The organism is Mesopusillimonas faecipullorum, from assembly GCF_020539505.1.
Lineage (GTDB): Bacteria > Pseudomonadota > Gammaproteobacteria > Burkholderiales > Burkholderiaceae_B > Mesopusillimonas > Mesopusillimonas faecipullorum.
Window position 1 is genome coordinate 51,600 of sequence record NZ_JACDXW010000001.1, and the last position, 16,018, is coordinate 67,617.

17 protein-coding genes are annotated in these 16,018 nt (G+C 57.7%); 5 read left to right on the top strand and 12 right to left on the bottom strand.

Annotated features, from left to right (window positions below; translation table 11 throughout):
* Positions 1 to 8: 8 nt before the first annotated feature.
* From H0484_RS00225 to H0484_RS00250, 6 genes are all read right to left on the bottom strand, one after another.
* Positions 9 to 1,856, bottom strand: a complete 1,848-nt coding sequence (locus H0484_RS00225; RefSeq protein ID WP_226952414.1) for a sensor histidine kinase — start codon at positions 1,854 to 1,856, stop codon at positions 9 to 11.
* A complete protein-coding gene (locus tag H0484_RS00230; protein WP_226952415.1) occupies positions 1,853 to 2,650 on the bottom strand; it encodes a response regulator in 798 nt (265 codons plus the stop codon). The genes H0484_RS00225 and H0484_RS00230 overlap by 4 nt, the downstream gene beginning before the upstream one ends.
* A 157-nt stretch (positions 2,651 to 2,807) precedes the next feature.
* Entirely contained in the window at positions 2,808 to 3,389 is a 582-nt protein-coding gene (gene phaP / locus H0484_RS00235; protein ID WP_226952416.1) for a TIGR01841 family phasin, read from the bottom strand.
* A gap of 215 nt (positions 3,390 to 3,604) precedes the next feature.
* Positions 3,605 to 4,429 carry an IclR family transcriptional regulator gene (locus H0484_RS00240; protein ID WP_226952417.1) on the bottom strand — a complete coding sequence of 275 codons (825 nt, stop codon included), beginning with the start codon at positions 4,427 to 4,429 and terminating at the stop codon, positions 3,605 to 3,607.
* 86 nt (positions 4,430 to 4,515) lie between these two features.
* A complete protein-coding gene (locus H0484_RS00245; protein ID WP_226952418.1) occupies positions 4,516 to 5,322 on the bottom strand; it encodes a competence/damage-inducible protein A in 807 nt (268 codons plus the stop codon).
* An 18-nt stretch (positions 5,323 to 5,340) separates the two neighbouring features.
* Positions 5,341 to 6,135: an EI24 domain-containing protein gene (locus H0484_RS00250; protein WP_226952419.1), complete on the bottom strand. Its 795-nt coding sequence runs from the start codon at positions 6,133 to 6,135 to the stop codon at positions 5,341 to 5,343.
* Positions 6,136 to 6,199: 64 nt separating this feature from the next.
* Here H0484_RS00250 and H0484_RS00255 point away from each other — a divergent pair, with 64 nt between their 5' ends.
* Complete coding sequence (locus H0484_RS00255; RefSeq protein ID WP_226952420.1) at positions 6,200 to 6,586, top strand: thioredoxin family protein; 387 nt, start codon at positions 6,200 to 6,202, stop codon at positions 6,584 to 6,586.
* 37 nt (positions 6,587 to 6,623) lie between these two features.
* On the opposite strand, the gene H0484_RS00260 is transcribed toward H0484_RS00255, so the two are convergent.
* The 3 genes from H0484_RS00260 to H0484_RS00270 form a co-directional block, all read right to left on the bottom strand.
* On the bottom strand, positions 6,624 to 8,036 hold the full coding sequence (locus tag H0484_RS00260) for a DEAD/DEAH box helicase (protein ID WP_226952421.1): 1,413 nt from the start codon (positions 8,034 to 8,036) through the stop codon (positions 6,624 to 6,626).
* 170 nt (positions 8,037 to 8,206) lie between these two features.
* Positions 8,207 to 8,536 carry an AzlD domain-containing protein gene (locus H0484_RS00265; RefSeq protein WP_226952422.1) on the bottom strand — a complete coding sequence of 110 codons (330 nt, stop codon included), beginning with the start codon at positions 8,534 to 8,536 and terminating at the stop codon, positions 8,207 to 8,209.
* Entirely contained in the window at positions 8,536 to 9,285 is a 750-nt protein-coding gene (locus H0484_RS00270; RefSeq protein ID WP_226952423.1) for an AzlC family ABC transporter permease, read from the bottom strand. The genes H0484_RS00265 and H0484_RS00270 overlap by 1 nt, the downstream gene beginning before the upstream one ends.
* Before the next feature lie 177 nt (positions 9,286 to 9,462).
* Between H0484_RS00270 and H0484_RS00275 the strand changes: the two genes are divergently transcribed.
* The 3 genes from H0484_RS00275 to H0484_RS00285 all read left to right on the top strand — a co-directional run bounded on the left by H0484_RS00275 (position 9,463) and on the right by H0484_RS00285 (position 11,777).
* On the top strand, positions 9,463 to 10,383 hold the full coding sequence (locus tag H0484_RS00275; protein ID WP_226952424.1) for a branched-chain amino acid transaminase: 921 nt from the start codon (positions 9,463 to 9,465) through the stop codon (positions 10,381 to 10,383).
* 6 nt (positions 10,384 to 10,389) lie between these two features.
* A complete protein-coding gene (locus H0484_RS00280) occupies positions 10,390 to 10,599 on the top strand; it encodes a zinc-finger domain-containing protein (RefSeq protein WP_226952425.1) in 210 nt (69 codons plus the stop codon).
* An 86-nt stretch (positions 10,600 to 10,685) separates the two neighbouring features.
* On the top strand, positions 10,686 to 11,777 hold the full coding sequence (locus H0484_RS00285) for a YheT family hydrolase (protein ID WP_226952426.1): 1,092 nt from the start codon (positions 10,686 to 10,688) through the stop codon (positions 11,775 to 11,777).
* A gap of 15 nt (positions 11,778 to 11,792) precedes the next feature.
* Here H0484_RS00285 and H0484_RS00290 read toward each other — a convergent pair whose 3' ends face one another.
* The 3 genes from H0484_RS00290 to H0484_RS00300 form a co-directional block, all read right to left on the bottom strand.
* A complete protein-coding gene (locus tag H0484_RS00290; RefSeq protein WP_390624807.1) occupies positions 11,793 to 13,295 on the bottom strand; it encodes a M48 family metalloprotease in 1,503 nt (500 codons plus the stop codon).
* 67 nt (positions 13,296 to 13,362) lie between these two features.
* Positions 13,363 to 14,226 carry a cytochrome c oxidase assembly protein gene (locus tag H0484_RS00295; protein ID WP_226952428.1) on the bottom strand — a complete coding sequence of 288 codons (864 nt, stop codon included), beginning with the start codon at positions 14,224 to 14,226 and terminating at the stop codon, positions 13,363 to 13,365.
* A 7-nt stretch (positions 14,227 to 14,233) separates the two neighbouring features.
* Positions 14,234 to 14,689 (bottom strand): hypothetical protein, encoded by a 456-nt coding sequence (locus H0484_RS00300; RefSeq protein ID WP_226952429.1) that lies wholly within the window; start codon positions 14,687 to 14,689, stop codon positions 14,234 to 14,236.
* A gap of 177 nt (positions 14,690 to 14,866) precedes the next feature.
* Between H0484_RS00300 and H0484_RS00305 the strand changes: the two genes are divergently transcribed.
* Positions 14,867 to 15,994, top strand: a complete 1,128-nt coding sequence (locus H0484_RS00305; RefSeq protein WP_226952430.1) for an FAD-dependent monooxygenase — start codon at positions 14,867 to 14,869, stop codon at positions 15,992 to 15,994.
* Positions 15,995 to 16,018 lie beyond the last annotated feature (24 nt).

The following is a 16,018-nucleotide window of genomic DNA, read 5'->3' on the forward strand; positions in this document are numbered from 1 at the left end:
AAACGGGCTTAGTTGTCTTTGGGTAAAACCAGCTGTACGCAAGTACCGTTGCCAGGATTCGGCAAAATACGTAATACCGCGTTCAAGCGCTGAGCGCGTGCTTTCATGTTGCCTATACCGTTGCCGCCTGCCTGGGGCTCTGCGGCTTGGCCGTCATCACTGATGGTCAAAGTCACGCCTTCATCGGTTTCCCCCGTGGAAATCGTGACGCAGGAAGCCCCAGCGTGTTTGATGACATTCGTCGTCGCTTCCTGAACGATGCGCAATACATCCAAGGTTTGCGCCGGCCCTAGCCATGCCAGAGATGGCACATCGTGTATCTGCCAACTTAAGGCCAAGCCTGCCGCCCGCAACTGAGGTTCGGCTCTTTCTCGCCAAGACCCCAGGGCCAATGTCAAGTCACCGCCATAGTCTTCGAGCGAACTGATGATCAGGCGCATATCCGCCAAGGCGGCTCGCGCGTGTACGGCTATTTCGCGCTGGCGAGGTTGCGGGGCGTCTGCCAAAGCCAGCATCGTGGCAAGCTCGCCCCCCAAACCATCATGCAAGTCGCGCATAATGCGCACACGCTCGCGGTTGACCGCCTCTGTTTCGCGCCGAACGCGCAACTCATCGTAGGTCTTGCTTAACTCGGCCTGAGTCTGTGCCACGCGCTCACGCAGAGTCACCGCAGTGTTGTCCAACTCGCTCATGGCGCGAACAAAGCGCAGGGTCATCAAGGTTGCCACAGCAACCAAGAAGCCGCTGTAGACGGCTCGGGTCAGGAACACCCCGTCGGGTTCGGGCCCCAGAATATAGGCCACATCACGACATGCAAACAAAGAGAGCATGGTCATGCCCATCAAGACAATCAGCGCGCTCTGATTGCCACGCATGGCCGCACGCCCCAACACCCAAAGGCAGCGTGCCATATAGGCGACCACCATGATGACCGAGCCCATGGTGAAAGGCTCTCGAATGATCGCGGGTTTGCCGAAGAAAAAGTACAAACTCAACAACAGCGGCGGTATCGCCCAAGCCCATGACCACCGAGATGACTTGAGGCCCGCGACAGCACGGCAGAACATCAGCACCGCCGCGACCTCCCAGAGCACTACGATATTCCACATAGGCCTGTCGGACATATCCAAGCCAAAATCCGGAATCAACACAGAACCGCGCAACACCCCCAGCATCAGGGCTACGGCTAGCCAGCCAAACTCTTTATCTTTGGGGCGTGCCGCCCACAGTACAACAAAGATGATGCCAAAGGCAAGCTGCCCCCCCACTACCAACGTCGGCAGCACCGCGGTAATAAACCAACGCGCGTGGAAATAAGGTCGTAACTGCGTGACATCGCCGAAATAGATGCGGTCTAGCCTGACGTGACGCCCTCTGGAGGCGGATACCGTCACGTGAAACTCGTTGTTTCCACTGCGTAAGATCTCGGGCGATAGCGACACAAAAGCCGGGGTGGTTTCCAAGTGTAGATTGCGCATCAGATGTAGCTCGGTCAGGGCTACGCGCTCGCCATTCACTTTTACCTGCAGCTTATCGATAAAAGAAGGAACATATAAGGCTTTGCTACGTTGTTGCTGCGCGTCGATAGACAGAGAAAACCGACAAGACAGCGCATAGCGCTGCCCCGTCTCTACGTCCGACAAACGGTAAGGCGGCGCCACCTCCTCGTCTTGTGGCATAGGCATACCTGCCCCGCTATGCAAAGCACAGTGCATGTCTTGTATTTCCAGATGCTCGGGTGGCAACTGTACTGCCAAGCGCCAAGCAAAGAAACTAAGGCCAATCAGCACCAATACCAGCCAGGCCGCCATCTGAACAGAACGGCGCACAGCGCCTTGGCGCCACCAGGTTTTCACAGTTTGATCAAGCCTTGTTGAATCGCCTCGTAAACCGCTTCACCGCGCGTTTGCACTTGAAGCTTGCGATAGATGGCCTTGCTGTGTGTAGGAACCGTATGGCGCGACAAGCCCAGACGCTCGGCAATTTCGTTATACGTTAACCCTTTGGCGATACCCCACAAAATATCCAGCTCGCGCGGGGTGAGATGCGTTGCCGCTGCCCCCCCTTCAGACTCTTGCCCCACAGTCGGCACAAACTCCGCGGCACCGGCACTTTGCTGGCGCATGCGGCGCACGATGAAACGCGCAATAGAGGGTGAAATGGGTGAGCCGCCTGAAAGAACCTCGAGAGCCGTGGCATGGATGTCTTCGGGCAAGGCATCTTTAAGTAAATAACCGGAAGCACCTGCTGCGATAGCAGCAAGAATCGTGGTCTCGTCACCCAACACCGAAATGACAAGGATCTCGACATCGGGATAGCGGCCACGCGCTTCTGCCAGCAGATTTACGGCCAAGCCATCAGGCAAACGCAGGTCTGAAACAATAAGATCAGGACGACGGGAAGCCAGCAGAATACGTGCCTGCTGGAGGCAATCTGCAGTAGTGACCGAGCAATCCCCTTGGGAAGCCAAGGCCTGAGCCAAACGCTCACGTATGGGCGGATCGTCTTCGACCAGCAGTACTTCGTACACCTGTTTATCGCCGGAATCCATGGCCAAGCCTGTCGTTATAGCGGGGCTGCGCCGAGGTTTGACGCCGCCCTCAGTGAGAACCGCCATCTTGCCAAAGCCTATTCCATTCGCGCATCCCATGAATCGGGTATGGGCACGAGCCGAAAAACCCCATTCTACTGCGCACGGCCTGGGTTCTTGTGGATACCCAATAAAGAAAAACCCCTGACGGCGGTTAAGCCTATCAGGGGTAAAGATGACGGCCCGTGTTGACGGGCCAGGCCATCAGAGGAAAGCGTTAGCTAGCCGAGCGACGGGTAGCACGGGCAGCGGGCTGAGCGGCATCGGCAGCGCTAGCTGCGGCACGCAAGGTGGCGTCAGTAGCAGCGTTGATGTTCGTCTCGGCCGTTTGTACCGCTTGCTTGGTAGCACGGTTGATGGATTCGATAGCGTTAGTGGCGGAAGCCAGCGAAGATTTCAGCAAGGCAACGGCACTTTCAGAACCCGTGGGGGCGTTCTTGGCGAACTGGTCGATGGCTTGCGTGAACTGATCGCGACCTTGCGAGAGTTGTTCTTCAGCCAAACGGGACAAATCGCTTTGCACACCAGAAACGATGTCATAAACATGCTTGCTGTAGGCCAGCGCGCGCTCTGCACCGGGCTGGGCCCAAGCCGAGCCCAAAGCCAGCGCTTCTTGGGGATCTTTGACTTCAATGGCTTCTTGAGATTTCTGGGCAACGTCTTCCAGAGTTGCCTTGATGGCCTTCAGTTGCAGGTCGACCAGCTTCTCAAAGCCGGTAAAAACGGTGCTTTGAACAGCCAGCACTTTTTCGAGGGAAGCTTTTTGCGAAACGACGAATTGTTGGGGGATAGCACTCATGATGTTTCCTGGTTCCTTTGGTGAAACACCGGGATCGCCGGTGAAATCTGCCCAACTTACTACCGGGCCTTGGGGGTTAGCGAATGCTGCCGGTCCATCGCTTTGCTGCATCGCACAATTCACATTGTAAAGCCTACAGCACACAAGTCAAGATTTTTTTGTTGCAACGCAATAAATCTTGTGTGTTGAAACGACAACGTTGGAAGGACTCAGTTTCAGCTCCCCGCAGGGCGTGTTCTTGCCTCGTAACCCAAGGCTTCGGAAATCTGCATGGCGACACGCTGCAGCATGGGAATCCATTCGTCGCGCAAGCGTTCGGACGGCGCAGATATGGAAAGCCCCGCTTGAAGCTTACCGGTATCATCGTATATGCCAGCGGCAATGCAACGCACGCCAAGTTCCAGCTCTTCGTTGTCGCGTGCATAACCATGACGACGTATCAAGGCCAGATCACGCTCTAGCTGGTCGGACTGCGTGAGGCTATTACGCGTGGTGCCTGCCAGACCGGTACGCATGACATAGGCCTTAACTTGGCGGGCATCGCTAACCGAAAGAAAAAGCTTACCTGTGGAAGTCAGGTGCAAAGGCGCCCTCCCTCCGATCGCCCGCACTACCTGCATGCCGGAGCGCTCGCTCCAGGCACGCTCGATGTAGACGATTTCGTCGCCCTGTTGCACCGATAGATTAATGGTTTGACCTGTCAGTTTATGCAGTTCGCGCATGTGCTCCAGCGCAGCTTCCCGCACGTTGAGCCGGCCTCTGACCAAAGACCCCAGTTCAAGCAAACGCATGCCCAACTGGTACATGCCGCTATCTACCCGCTCGACATAGCGCCCGGCAACCAAGTCGTTCAAAATTCGGTGTGCGGTGGAGGCATGCAAGCCGGTCTGCTCGGACAGGTTCTTTAAAGAAACCGGGTCGGCCTGTTTGGCCAGTTCATCCAGCAAGCACATGGCGCGCTCCAATACCTGGATGGAGACGGAGGCATGGCGCTGCTCGGCGCTGGGCGAAGGGGAGGAAGACGAAAAAACTCTAGACATGAGTAAGGTTGGTGCGTCGCAACAATCCCATAATATGGAAAAAGTGACTTGCAAGGCAAGCACTTTTTACCCTCGCTCCCTGCGCCTCAATCGGGCGGGGTCAACCTTCCGCCAGCCTGTTGAACGGCATCGCGCAGGAAAGCAAGCGCTTGCGCTGCTGCAGCGGGCTCACCTTTAACGCCAAGTTCAATATGAGGATGGCGCCCATCGCCCACACTGGGAAGGCTGAATGCTTTGATGCCTGGCCAGCGGGTTTCCAAGGTTTCGAGAGCAGGCGTGATACGCGACTCGGGTAATTTGAACGCCAAGAAAGAGTGCTCAGCCCAAGCCCGGCGATGGTGCAGATCCCGATAGCGATTATCCAAGGTCCATTCCATCATGGGCCAAGCCATGACAGGAAACCCTGGCATGAAGGTGTGGTCACGGACATAAAAGCCAGGGATCTTGTTATAGGGATTAGGGACAATGTCACAGCCCTCGGGGAACATCCCCATCTGCAGACGCTGCTGATTCTCGGGCGCACTCATGTCGGCATTGCCCTGACTCCGTTCAGCCATCTCGGCCGTGCGCTCAGTGATCAGTTGGGCGGCTTGCGGATGCAGCACGAGTTTGACCCCAAGAGCCTGTGCAGCCGCTTGTCGCGTGCGGTCGTCTGGCGTTGCCCCGATGCCACCACAGCTGAACACAATATCGCCATCACCTAGCGTGCGCTCGAGCACCCTGACAATGGCTGCTTGGTCATCCGACACGATATCGGCACCGGACAAGTGCAAACCACGCTGAGCAAGCAACTCTACGAGTTTGCCAAAGTGCTTGTCTTGGCGACGACCGGAAAGAATCTCGTCGCCAATGATAATGAGGCGAATCGCACGATTCGAGACTGTAGAAGACACTGGGAGGGGCTCCTGCTTTCAGTGGGCCTGAGGCGCTACGGGCAAGGCGCGCAACTGGCGCAGCGCTTCGAGGCTGAAATGGGCGAACACCAAGGCCGATAAAGTGGGCAATATCAGCCAAGTCAAAGGAAAAAGATTAAGTAAGGCAAGCAGCAGACCCAGCAACCAATACTGCCGGTTGTGTCGCTTCCATAGGTAACGTCGCTCGGTTTCGTCGGCATGTTCGAGCAAAGCATCTACACGCAACATACGAGAGAAGGCAAAAGACCACCAGAACACCGGCAGTATCAAGGCCAGAGGCGGAATCAACCATAAAGGCAAAGTCAGCACCCAACCTATGACAAACAGCGCCATCACCCAAATGGCATTCCACCAGCCATACGTGGCCACCAGACTGCCCTTGCGTACCAAGCCTGCGTATTCTCGGGTTTCCAGGTGACGCAGCACCATGGGCATGATGAAGATCGCAGCCACTGCCAAGCCAAGTATGCCCGCCATGGGCAGCAGCATCAGGGCCGCCAGCAAAGGCACCAAATACAATTTGACGGAAAACAAACCCACCTGCATCAGCCAGGCGTCGACCGAATCGACATAGCTGCCTTCGAGCACACTGGTATCCAACCAATTGGTAAGCGGTGTCCAGAACAGCCAGAGCAGCAAAATAGCGCCAACGACAGCCACGAAAAAGGGCAATAAAATAGCCAGCAGCATCTTGGGATGCAACTGCGAAATCAGAGCCCGGCGCACCGCCACGCCAACAGCCGCGAGCCCGGTAGGGGCAGCAGGCTGGACTACAAGGTCATGCTGGGTCATGGTCTAACAACTAGGTGTAGTGATGGGGCTATCATAATCAAACCTTATCCTCTTTGTCTGCATCATGATGTTCGACCCCCACCTAGCCCCCGCAGCCCTACAGCAATGCTTGCGCGAACGTCCTAACGACCCACTGGTGGTTTGCTACTGTGCGCTCTGGTGCGATACCTGCAAGCAGTATCGCCAGCAGTTCGAGGCCTTGTCCACACAGTGGCCAAATCACGTTTTCATCTGGGCAGACATCGAAGAAAACCCGGAATGGCTGGGAGACGAGGACGTAGAAAACTTCCCCACCATCCTCGTGCAAGAGGCCGACGGCGGAAATCTGTTTTTTGGCACCCAATTGCCCCACATAGGCCACCTAGAGCGCTTGCTAAACCATTTGCAGCAAGCAGCTCCGGGCCAAACCCAGGCCGGCCCCCCGCCTTTACGGGACTTGGCCGGCGTTTAAGCCGGCCACACCACTTAAGTCTGTACTTGTGGGGAGATCAGCTTTGCTGTGTTTGCTCGGGATAAGGTCTTTTCGTGCCGCCCAACAACACACCCACCGACTTGCGGCCCGGTGCGGTACGTGACAACGCCGCTTTATCGGCAGCACCACTGGAAGACTGTGCTGGCGAAGGCTCGTAGGGGCGCAGAAAGAACTCGTCTACCGGCGGGCTGCTAGGTGTCCAGCGCGTGCGGCCCTCGCGTCGGCTGCTGCCGCTGCTTGAGGCCGAGCTGCTGCGTGTACGCGGGGGCAAGCTAAGTTGACCGCGCGTTATCTTGTCTTTGATCAGCTTTTCGATGTCGAGCAAGAAACGTTCTTCGTCACCCGTGAACAAAGAAATTGCCTCGCCCTCGGCCCCGGCACGCCCCGTGCGCCCAATGCGGTGCACATAGTCTTCGGGGTTGAAAGGCAAATCGTAATTGATGACACAAGGAACCCCGGCCACGTCCAGCCCTCGGGCTGCTACGTCGGTGGCTACCAGCACTTCAAGCTCGCCTGCCTTGAAAGCTTCCAGGGCCTTCATGCGTTCTTGCTGGCTCTTGTCACCATGAATGGATTCGGCCCGCACGCCATCGCGCTCAAGCTGACGCGCCAAACGCGCCGTACCGACCTTGGTGTTGGAAAACACGATGACCTGCTTGAGCCCCTTGGATTTAACCAAGTGAACCACGGCCGCTTGTTTTTCGTCGCTGGAAACCTGGTAGACGATTTGGGTGACGGTGTCGGCCGTGGCGTTACGCGCTGCGACGGAAATCTCTACGGGGTCTTTCACGCTGTCGCGCGCCAGCTTACGGATTTCGTTGCTGAACGTGGCGGAAAACAGCAAGGTCTGGCGCTGAGCAGGTAGCAAGCGCACAATGCGCTCGAGATCGGGCAAGAAGCCCATGTCCAGCATGCGATCGGCTTCGTCCAGCACAAATACCGATACCTGACTGAGATTGACGTTTTTTTGCTCGATGTGATCAAGCAAGCGCCCAGGCGTGGCGATCAGAATTTCACAGCCTTTGCGCAAGGTCTCTCGTTGTGGGCCGATATCTACGCCACCGAACACCACGGCAGCACGCAGAGGCACATACTTGGCATAGGTTGCCACGCTTTCATACACCTGGTCGGCGAGCTCGCGAGTAGGCGCCAGAACCAATGCACGTACCGGGTGGCGCGCAGGCGATGCGCTAGCGTTGGCAAACGGCATCAGCCTATGCAGCAAAGGCAATGAGAAAGCTGCTGTTTTGCCGGTTCCGGTTTGGGCGGCCCCCATGACGTCCCGGCCCGAGATGACGACGGGAATGGCTTGCGCCTGAATGGGTGTGGGGGTGGTGTAGCCGGTGTCGGCTACCGCCTGCAGCAGACCTGGGTGCAAGTCGAAATCGGCGAATGTAGGCGTGACGGTGGTGGACGTGGATTCAGTCATTGATAAGGGAAAACGCCGGGGGAAAAATATCTGCCCGGCTGTGGAAGTTAGGGCATTTTAACGCAGGCCCCGTCAAGACCAAGCGTACACGCCCGCAGAACCGTGCATAGTCGGCGATTTGTCGTTAAATCCCCACTATTTTCCTGGGCTCACCCACACTCAAAGGTAAATCAGAGCAACCACCGCAAAAGCCAGAAGGCCAGCATCCCCCCGACGATGACTAGCAAGGTGCTGCGCGTAAACACGTAGAGAACCACCGCCACCACTGCCGCCAGCATAGGCGTTGAATAGAAAGCCTGCAGCCCATGCTGCCATGGCGCCAGTTCGGGCACGACGATAGCTGTCAAAGCCGCCACCGGCGCATAACGCAAAGCCTGACGTACGCTTTCCGTCAAGGGAAAGCGGTCTCCCACCAAAAAATAACCCGATCGCGTCAGGAAACTACACAGCGTCAGCAAACCGATGGCTCCCCATACGTAAGCGTCCATCTCTGTTGCCATTATCTTTGCTCCGTTCGCCGGCGAGCGCACCAGCGCTCGGCTAAAACACCCGCCGCCACCCCACCGATGACAGCGATGGCCAGGCCCAGCCTGAGCGGCAGGGGTTGGCTGACCCACGCCAGGCCGCCGGCCACCACGACGGCACACACCATGGGCATTTGCCGCACCAGCGGGATCGCAACCGCCATGAGCGCAAAAGTCGCGGCATACTCCAAAGACCACGATCGAGGGATGACATCGCCCAGATAAATACCCAGCAAAGTCGCCGCCTGCCATGACCACCAGCCCGGCACGATCAAGCCCAGGTAATACCAGGTTTGACTGCGCGTACCCTTGCGCTTGGCTTGCCCATAACGTGTCAGAAAAAACACGAAACCCAGATCACTTAGCCAATACCCCAAAGCCAGGCGCTGCTTCCACCCATAGTGCCTAAAGTAAGGCTGCAACGCCGCGCCGAAGATGACAAAACGGATGTTAACCACACAGGCAGCGGCAAAAACCAGCCAAAGTGGTGATCCGGCCGCCATCAGAGGCAAAGCCGTGAGCTGGGCCGAACCCGCGTACACAAGCACTGACATCCAGGCTGCCATGCTTTGGCTGAACCCCGCACTGACCATGGCGATACCGGTCACGAAACCCCAAATGCTGGTAGCCACCAGCGCCGGAGCTATCTCGCGCGCGCCTGCGGCAAAGCTCTGCTTTGCCCTATCGTCTGGCCACCAAGCCCGCCACCCGGAAGAACTTGCCAATCGAACCTCGTATACGAAAAAACCACGCGCCGACCGTAAGCTGCCGCTGCCCGTGGACAGCCATAATATTACAGGGCGGCCCTTCGGACACCGCATAGTCAATCACACCGGGGCGTAGCCGCCCTTTCGGGCTCGCAGCTTGATACAATACTGCCTTACTTTCTGGAGACCCCTACCATGTCGATGTCCGACCGCGACGGTTTTATTTGGTACGACGGCAAGCTGGTGCCTTGGCGCGACGCCACGACCCACGTGCTGACGCATTCCTTGCATTATGGTTTGTCAGTCTTTGAAGGCGTGCGCGCCTACAATACCGACATCGGTACGGCCATTTTCCGCTTGCGCGAGCACACTGACCGCTTGTTCAACTCGGCTCACATTTACCAAATGTCGATCCCCTACGACAAGCAAACCATTATGGACGCTCACATCGAAGTCGTGCGCGCCAACAAGCTCGAGTCCTGCTATTTCCGCCCCATTGCTTTCTACGGTTCCGAAAAAATGGGCGTTTCGCCACGCGGCGCTCAGGTGCACGTAGCCATTGCTGCCTGGCCTTGGGGCGCCTACCTGGGCGAAGAAGCCTTGGCTCAAGGCATACGCGTCAAGATCTCTTCTTTCGCACGCCATCACGTCAACGTGACCATGCCGCGCGCCAAACTGGCCAGCACCTACACCAACTCCATCCTGGCCAACACCGAAGCCATTGAGGCGGGTTACGACGAAGCCATCTTGCTGGATACCGACGGCTTCGTAGCCGAAGGCGCTGGCGAGAACGTGTTCATCGTCAAGGATGGCGTCGTCTACGAACCCGAGATCGCCTCGGCGCTCAGCGGCATTACGCGTGCTTCCGTGCACGCCATCGCCGCCGACCATGGCTACACGGTTCAAACACGCCGTCTTACGCGTGACGACCTGTACATTGCCGACGAGGTCTTCTTTACCGGCACCGCAGCCGAAGTCACGCCTATACGCGAAATCGACAACCGCGTGATCGGCGAAGGCAAACGCGGTCCCGTTACTGAAATCCTGCAAAAAGCTTTCTTTGACGTGGTCAACGGGCGCAATCCCAAGTACCTCCACTGGCTCACCAAAGTCTGACGCCCCATGAAGACCGAAAATCCTGCAGCGGCCAATACGCAAAACGTCATCTCGGTTCAGGCAGACCAACTGCCGGTCTACTGTCCCGCTCCCGGTACGCCCGTGTGGTCCTTACATCCACGGGTTTACATTGACCTCGGCCCCACAGGCCAGGCCAGTTGCCCGTATTGCGGAGCCACTTATCACCTGAGCGGCCCCGCCCCCGCAGGGCACTAAAGACCAGCTCACGCCATGCCGGGTGCACTACCGTCCCGGCATGCTCGCGCTGTGTACCCGCGCTCTCTGGTTAGCAGGCGTTTTCCGTGACTGCCACTTTCGACTCGTCCAACTGCGACACCCCCTTCTGGCTCCCTGGCAGCCATCTGCAGACACTGTATGGCGCGACGCTCGCTCGCTATCACGCCATCAAGTTTGTTCGTGACCGGATAGAAACCTCCGACGGGGACTTCATTGACATAGATTGGGCAGGCCCCGGCTTGTTTCCGCATAAAAGCGCAGACAACACACAGCTGCGCGCTGACGCCGAGTTGGCCAATACAGCTGCGCGCCGCTGGGCGCAACCCCAAGATTGGCTGAATCTTCCCACCGACCCTCAAACACAGGCGGTCGTGCTCTTTCACGGTCTCGAAGGCAGTAGCGCCAGCCATTACGCGCAAGCCATTACCCAGTACTTCCGGGCGCGGGGGTGGGTGGTGGCTGTCCCTCATCTGCGAGGCTGCTCCGGTTTCACTAACCGAATGGCTCGCGCTTATCATTCGGGCGACACTGAAGACCTAAGCTTCATGTTGAAGTCCGTGGTGGCTCGTCTGCCTAGTGCGCGCTGGCATGCCATAGGGGTGTCTTTGGGCGGCAATACCTTGCTGCGCTATCTGGGCACCACCAGCGCAAGTGAAATTCCACTGGTTGCGGCGGCCGGCGTCTCTACGCCGCTAGACCTCGTCGCCTGCGGCAATCAACTTTCTGACAGTTTTGCCGGTAGGCAGCTATATGGCCGTTATTTTCTGGCCACCATGAAACGCAAGGTACTGGAAAAAGCCAAGCGTTTTCCGGGGCTGATAGATGTGCTGCGTTTTTCACACATCAAAACCTTGCGCGAATTCGACGACATTTATACTGCGCCGATGCATGGGTTTCGCAATGCGCTTGACTACTGGACCCGCGCGTCTAGCCTGCCGGTATTAAAAGACATCGCCATCCCCACGCTGGTGCTGAATGCCCGCAACGACCCTTTCGTGCCCGACGCCTCTTTGCCCGGCCCCCTCGATTGCTCCGGCGCCGTTTTGCTGCACCAGCCCGCCGATGGAGGCCACGTTGGCTTTGTTTCGGGCGGGTTCCCAGGCCATCTCAATTGGCTGCCCGGGCGCCTGGCCCGCTATTTCGAAACCTACCAATAAAAACCCAAACAGCGCTTATCTGAAGCGCTCCAGCAAGGCGCGATTTGCCAGTACGGTTTCTTGCAAGCGCCGTATTTCCACATCAATCTGAGACTGTACGTAAAAGTCGGTGCTTAAGGCGCGAGCTTGTTTTAACTGCTCTATCGCCGCTGGCAACGCCCCTACTTGCTCGTAATATCGAGCCATCGCACGCCTAGCTTCTATGCCTTGGTTCAAACGCTCGTAGCTGCCAGCCTGTAGCTGATACAAACGCGCCTCACGAGGCCATTTTTTTATCGCGCTCTGCAAAAAGGTGAGGGCTTCGGTGTCCTGCCCTGCCGCCTGCAAGGCATCGACTCTAGACAAGGCAATACCCAAGTCTTGGGGCCAACGCTGCACAGCCTCTTGAGACAAACGCAAGGCACCGTCCCAACGTTTCTGCTTGATACGTAAGGCCACGGCCAGATTGTGCACCGGCGCGATATCCGTGGTCGGCCATCCGGCCTGCTTCAGGTACTCTTCAGCCTGGGATAAATCGTTGCCTTGCAAGGCTGCGTACGCCAAGCCATACCATGCGGCCTCGGCACGCGGGCCGCCTAGCGTGGTCTCGCGTTTGAATTCGGCGACCACGTTGGCCGGCGGAGTCCCCGAACGCGCCTGCATAACACGCAACTTGGCGCGTATGTACCAGAACACATCGTCATTTCGAGCGCCCGACGAAGCCGCCTGGGAGCGAATACGATTTTCCATATCGGACATACGCTGTATGGAAAGTGGGTGAGTACTGGCGTAGGCACCGCCTCCGGTACCTTCGTTCAACCTTGAGGCGTTCATCAAGCGCCCAAAGGTTTTGACCATGCCTTGAGGGTCAAAACCGGCACGTCGCATCATGTCCAGGCCGACGCGGTCGGCCTCTTGTTCGGCCTGCCTGGAGAACCCCAGTTGTTGATCTATGGCCGCCGCCTGACCAAATGCCGCCACGCCCATGGCCAAATCTCCTCCACCGGCCAGCCCGGCAATCAAGGCAGCCGCCATCGATGCCATCAGCAAGTGCCCTGATCGCTCTTGCTGGGTCATGCCGCGAGCCACGTGTCGTTGCAACACGTGCCCGATCTCGTGAGCCACCACACCCGCCACTTCGGATTCGCTCTCGGACGACACGACCAAGCCACTATTGATGCCTATATAGCCACCCGGTAGCGCGAATGCATTGATTTGCGGATCGCGCACGGCAAACACGGTGATCTCTTGCCCCGCACCTGTGGCTGCGGAGGTCGCCAAACTGTGCCCGAGCTGAGTCAGATACTGATTGATTTCCGGGTCGGCAACATAGGTGGGATCGCGCCGGCCTTGCTCCATGATGGCTTCGCCTAGCGTGCGCTCAAGCGCAGGCGAGAGATCGGCAGCCGAGGCCGCACCTAGATTCGGCAGGCCCGACGGCTGAGCCTGCAAAGGCGTAACCGCAAAGCTGCATGCCATACCGACAGCCAGAGGCCCAAACAATGTTTTTCTAAGAAAACCGGCTTTGAAAAAACGCATCATGGCAAACGACATCAATGGTTCAAACCTTGTTCTGACCACGCGCGGCGAACATGGTTGCATTTATCTAGGCGGGCGCAACGGGGCGTCTGCGACGCTCCCGCCTTTTCTCGGGCAGCCTCCCCTTGCTGGAAAGCCGCATCAGCGTGCCCAAAGCATACAGCAGACCAAATACTTCGATGAAGCCCGCCAACACCCACATGGTCAGGCCGCCTATGACCTGATCCTGAACTGCCGTCATGCCCGGAATGGCACGTCCGCAAAGGTCGAACACAGGGTAGATATCGCGCTCGGTAAAAGTAATGATCGCTCCGACAAGCATTTGAGGCACGGTCGTAATGATGGGCGAGAACACCCTGCCCCCTGGCGACATGGCGGCAGGCGGACTGGGCCGACGGTCAAGAATCAGATTCCAGTACATGAAGCCGCTGATTACCACCGACCAGTTCATGATGCGGTACAGACGCCAGTCGAGCATGGAATAAAACTGTACTGTCGGATCCATCCAGATCAGTACCAGGAATACAAACAGAAACGGCACCCAATACTTATTTGTCAGCAAGGCATGTACTACCCGCCCAGGTCGGCTGGGCATGAAACGGCGTAGCCAGCGCCTGACCTCCGTGGGCAAGCCCGAACGCATGACGGATCCGGGATACGCCAACATAACCAGCAAAGGCCCCAGGTGATGCAGGACGACATGCTGCAAGCGGTGGGCGAAGAAGAGTCGCTCGGCGTAGTAATCCACCCGGGTGTGCAAGGACAGGTAAAGCATCACCATACCGACCCAGAACAGCCATTGCCTGAGCATCGAGACATGGCGCGCACGAGTGCCTTGAATGAACAGCCAACTGGCAGCGATAAAAGCCAGCACCAAGGTAGGCGAAAACTCCCAGGGCACCAACCAATCGAGTATTTCTTGCACCGTCATTTCTCCGTTACAGCACGTAGTCGTCCAGCCAACCCAAGGCTTTGTAGACATGCAATACAGTCAAGGCCAGCATGAACAGCAAAGCCGAACTGCCCACCATTGTGCTGAATATGGCGATCAATACAGGGGCCCAACCCGTGCGAGTCTGCTGCCCGGAGCCCGGGTTGTAGCGAGCGTCGAACCACTCGTCGGTTTTCAATGCAAACACCAAAGACTCGATAAAGCCCGCGGTAATCGGCACCGCCAACAGAAAAAAGGCGGGAGTATCCCACCAGACCGGCGACAGGGCAGCCCAAACAATGAGTAAAAACGAGGCCAAGGTGGCCAACCAAGCGTAGGGGCGGCCCACATACCACCAGTGGGCGTGAACTACGCCCAGCAATGCCGCCAGCAGGGCTACAATAACCTTGCTGCGATGGCGCCGCCCCTGGGAGGACCCTGTTTGGCGGTGTTGCTCGTTCATGCCACTAAACCTCTGCGCATCTCGCGTTAGACAAAACACTTATTGTAGTCTTGCCACCCGGGCAACCACCCTAGCTTGTTTACCTTGTTGTCACTCCAAGGAAAAAGAGCTGCATCAGACGTGACTAAGCGCATTGCTTGCACGCCTCTTTTTACCAATACATCGAAACGGCCGGCCATGAGCTCACCCGAAACCGATATTGTCATCACTGGCGCCGGCCCCGCGGGCTGCGTCATGGCCTTACAGCTGGCGGTCCATGCTCCCGACCCGGCGCGCATCGTGTTGCGTGGCTCATTCGAAGAGACAGTCCCTCTCAAGGGCCCGGCAGTGCGTACCTTGGCCCTCAACCAAGGCAGTTGTGCCCTTCTAGAGGGCCTGCCCACAGGCTTGGCCCCAGGCGCCGATATCCATGTCGTTCACGTTTCCCAGCGCAATCGCTTGGGCCGCACGCTAATCGAAAGCGACGCGCTGGATGTACCTCGGTTAGGGCGAGTGGTGGCTTACGCCGAGCTGCTTGAGTTTTTACGCAAAGCCGTCAAGCAAAGCGGTATTACCCTGCAAGAGCGGGCGCATATCCAAGAATCCTCTACACAACAAATAGAGGCTGCTCACGCCTTACATATCGTGTCTGATGGCTTGCGTCCCAGCCATCTCAGTCGGGAATACGATCAGCACGGTGTGCTGGCGGTAGTCCGTGCCACGCGCTCGCGCGCCCACTGGGCCTTCGAGCGCTTCACTCGCGAAGGCCCCCTGGCACTGCTGCCCCACCCTGATGGCTCAGAACTATACAGCTTGGTGTGGTGCTGCCCGCCCCAACAGGCACAGGCAAGACATGATGCCGAACCCTCGGTTTTCAATGCCGACCTGCAGGCTCAGTTCGGCGACCGGCTTGGACGCCTGGAGTTGGTAAGCCAGCGTATGGTGGCCCCCCTTTCGCTGCATCTGGGGCCGCAATGGGTAGGCGGGCGCCGCATTGTCATTGGCAATGCGGCCCAAACCTTGCATCCCGTCGCCGGCCAGGGCTTGAACCTGGCGCTACGCGACGTAGCACAGCTGGCCCAGGCCTTGCGCCCTTGGTTACACCAGCCCTATAGCGATCCCACCGCTTATTTGGCTGAGTACCAAAAAGGGCGCCAGGCAGACCGCTGGCTAACGGTGGGTATTACCGACTTCCTGCCCCGAATTTTCACTACGGCGCAACCCTTAATCGAACACGCTTGCGGCTTGGGACTGCTAGGCATGGATCTTGCCGGCAGTTTGCGCGCCCCCCTTTCGCGACACCTGTTACAAGGCTTGCGGGGTTGAGCAAAGTTCAAGGCTTTCTTAAGG

Bases quoted from the DNA above. Each gene is read 5' to 3' on its own strand.
- H0484_RS00280 (WP_226952425.1), top strand. From the start codon at position 10,390: ATGAAGACCGAAAATCCTGCAGCGGCCAATACGCAAAACGTCATCTCG.
- H0484_RS00250 (WP_226952419.1), bottom strand. From the start codon at position 6,135: ATGACCCAGCATGACCTTGTAGTCCAGCCTGCTGCCCCTACCGGGCTC.
- H0484_RS00305 (WP_226952430.1), top strand. From the start codon at position 14,867: ATGAGCTCACCCGAAACCGATATTGTCATCACTGGCGCCGGCCCCGCG.
- H0484_RS00260 (WP_226952421.1), bottom strand. From the start codon at position 8,036: ATGACTGAATCCACGTCCACCACCGTCACGCCTACATTCGCCGATTTC.
- H0484_RS00230 (WP_226952415.1), bottom strand. From the start codon at position 2,650: ATGGGATGCGCGAATGGAATAGGCTTTGGCAAGATGGCGGTTCTCACT.
- phaP (WP_226952416.1), bottom strand. From the start codon at position 3,389: ATGAGTGCTATCCCCCAACAATTCGTCGTTTCGCAAAAAGCTTCCCTC.
- H0484_RS00300 (WP_226952429.1), bottom strand. From the start codon at position 14,689: ATGAACGAGCAACACCGCCAAACAGGGTCCTCCCAGGGGCGGCGCCAT.
- H0484_RS00240 (WP_226952417.1), bottom strand. From the start codon at position 4,429: ATGTCTAGAGTTTTTTCGTCTTCCTCCCCTTCGCCCAGCGCCGAGCAG.
- H0484_RS00275 (WP_226952424.1), top strand. From the start codon at position 9,463: ATGTCGATGTCCGACCGCGACGGTTTTATTTGGTACGACGGCAAGCTG.
- H0484_RS00295 (WP_226952428.1), bottom strand. From the start codon at position 14,226: ATGACGGTGCAAGAAATACTCGATTGGTTGGTGCCCTGGGAGTTTTCG.
- H0484_RS00290 (WP_390624807.1), bottom strand. From the start codon at position 13,295: ATGCGTTTTTTCAAAGCCGGTTTTCTTAGAAAAACATTGTTTGGGCCT.
- H0484_RS00265 (WP_226952422.1), bottom strand. From the start codon at position 8,536: ATGGCAACAGAGATGGACGCTTACGTATGGGGAGCCATCGGTTTGCTG.
- H0484_RS00255 (WP_226952420.1), top strand. From the start codon at position 6,200: ATGATGTTCGACCCCCACCTAGCCCCCGCAGCCCTACAGCAATGCTTG.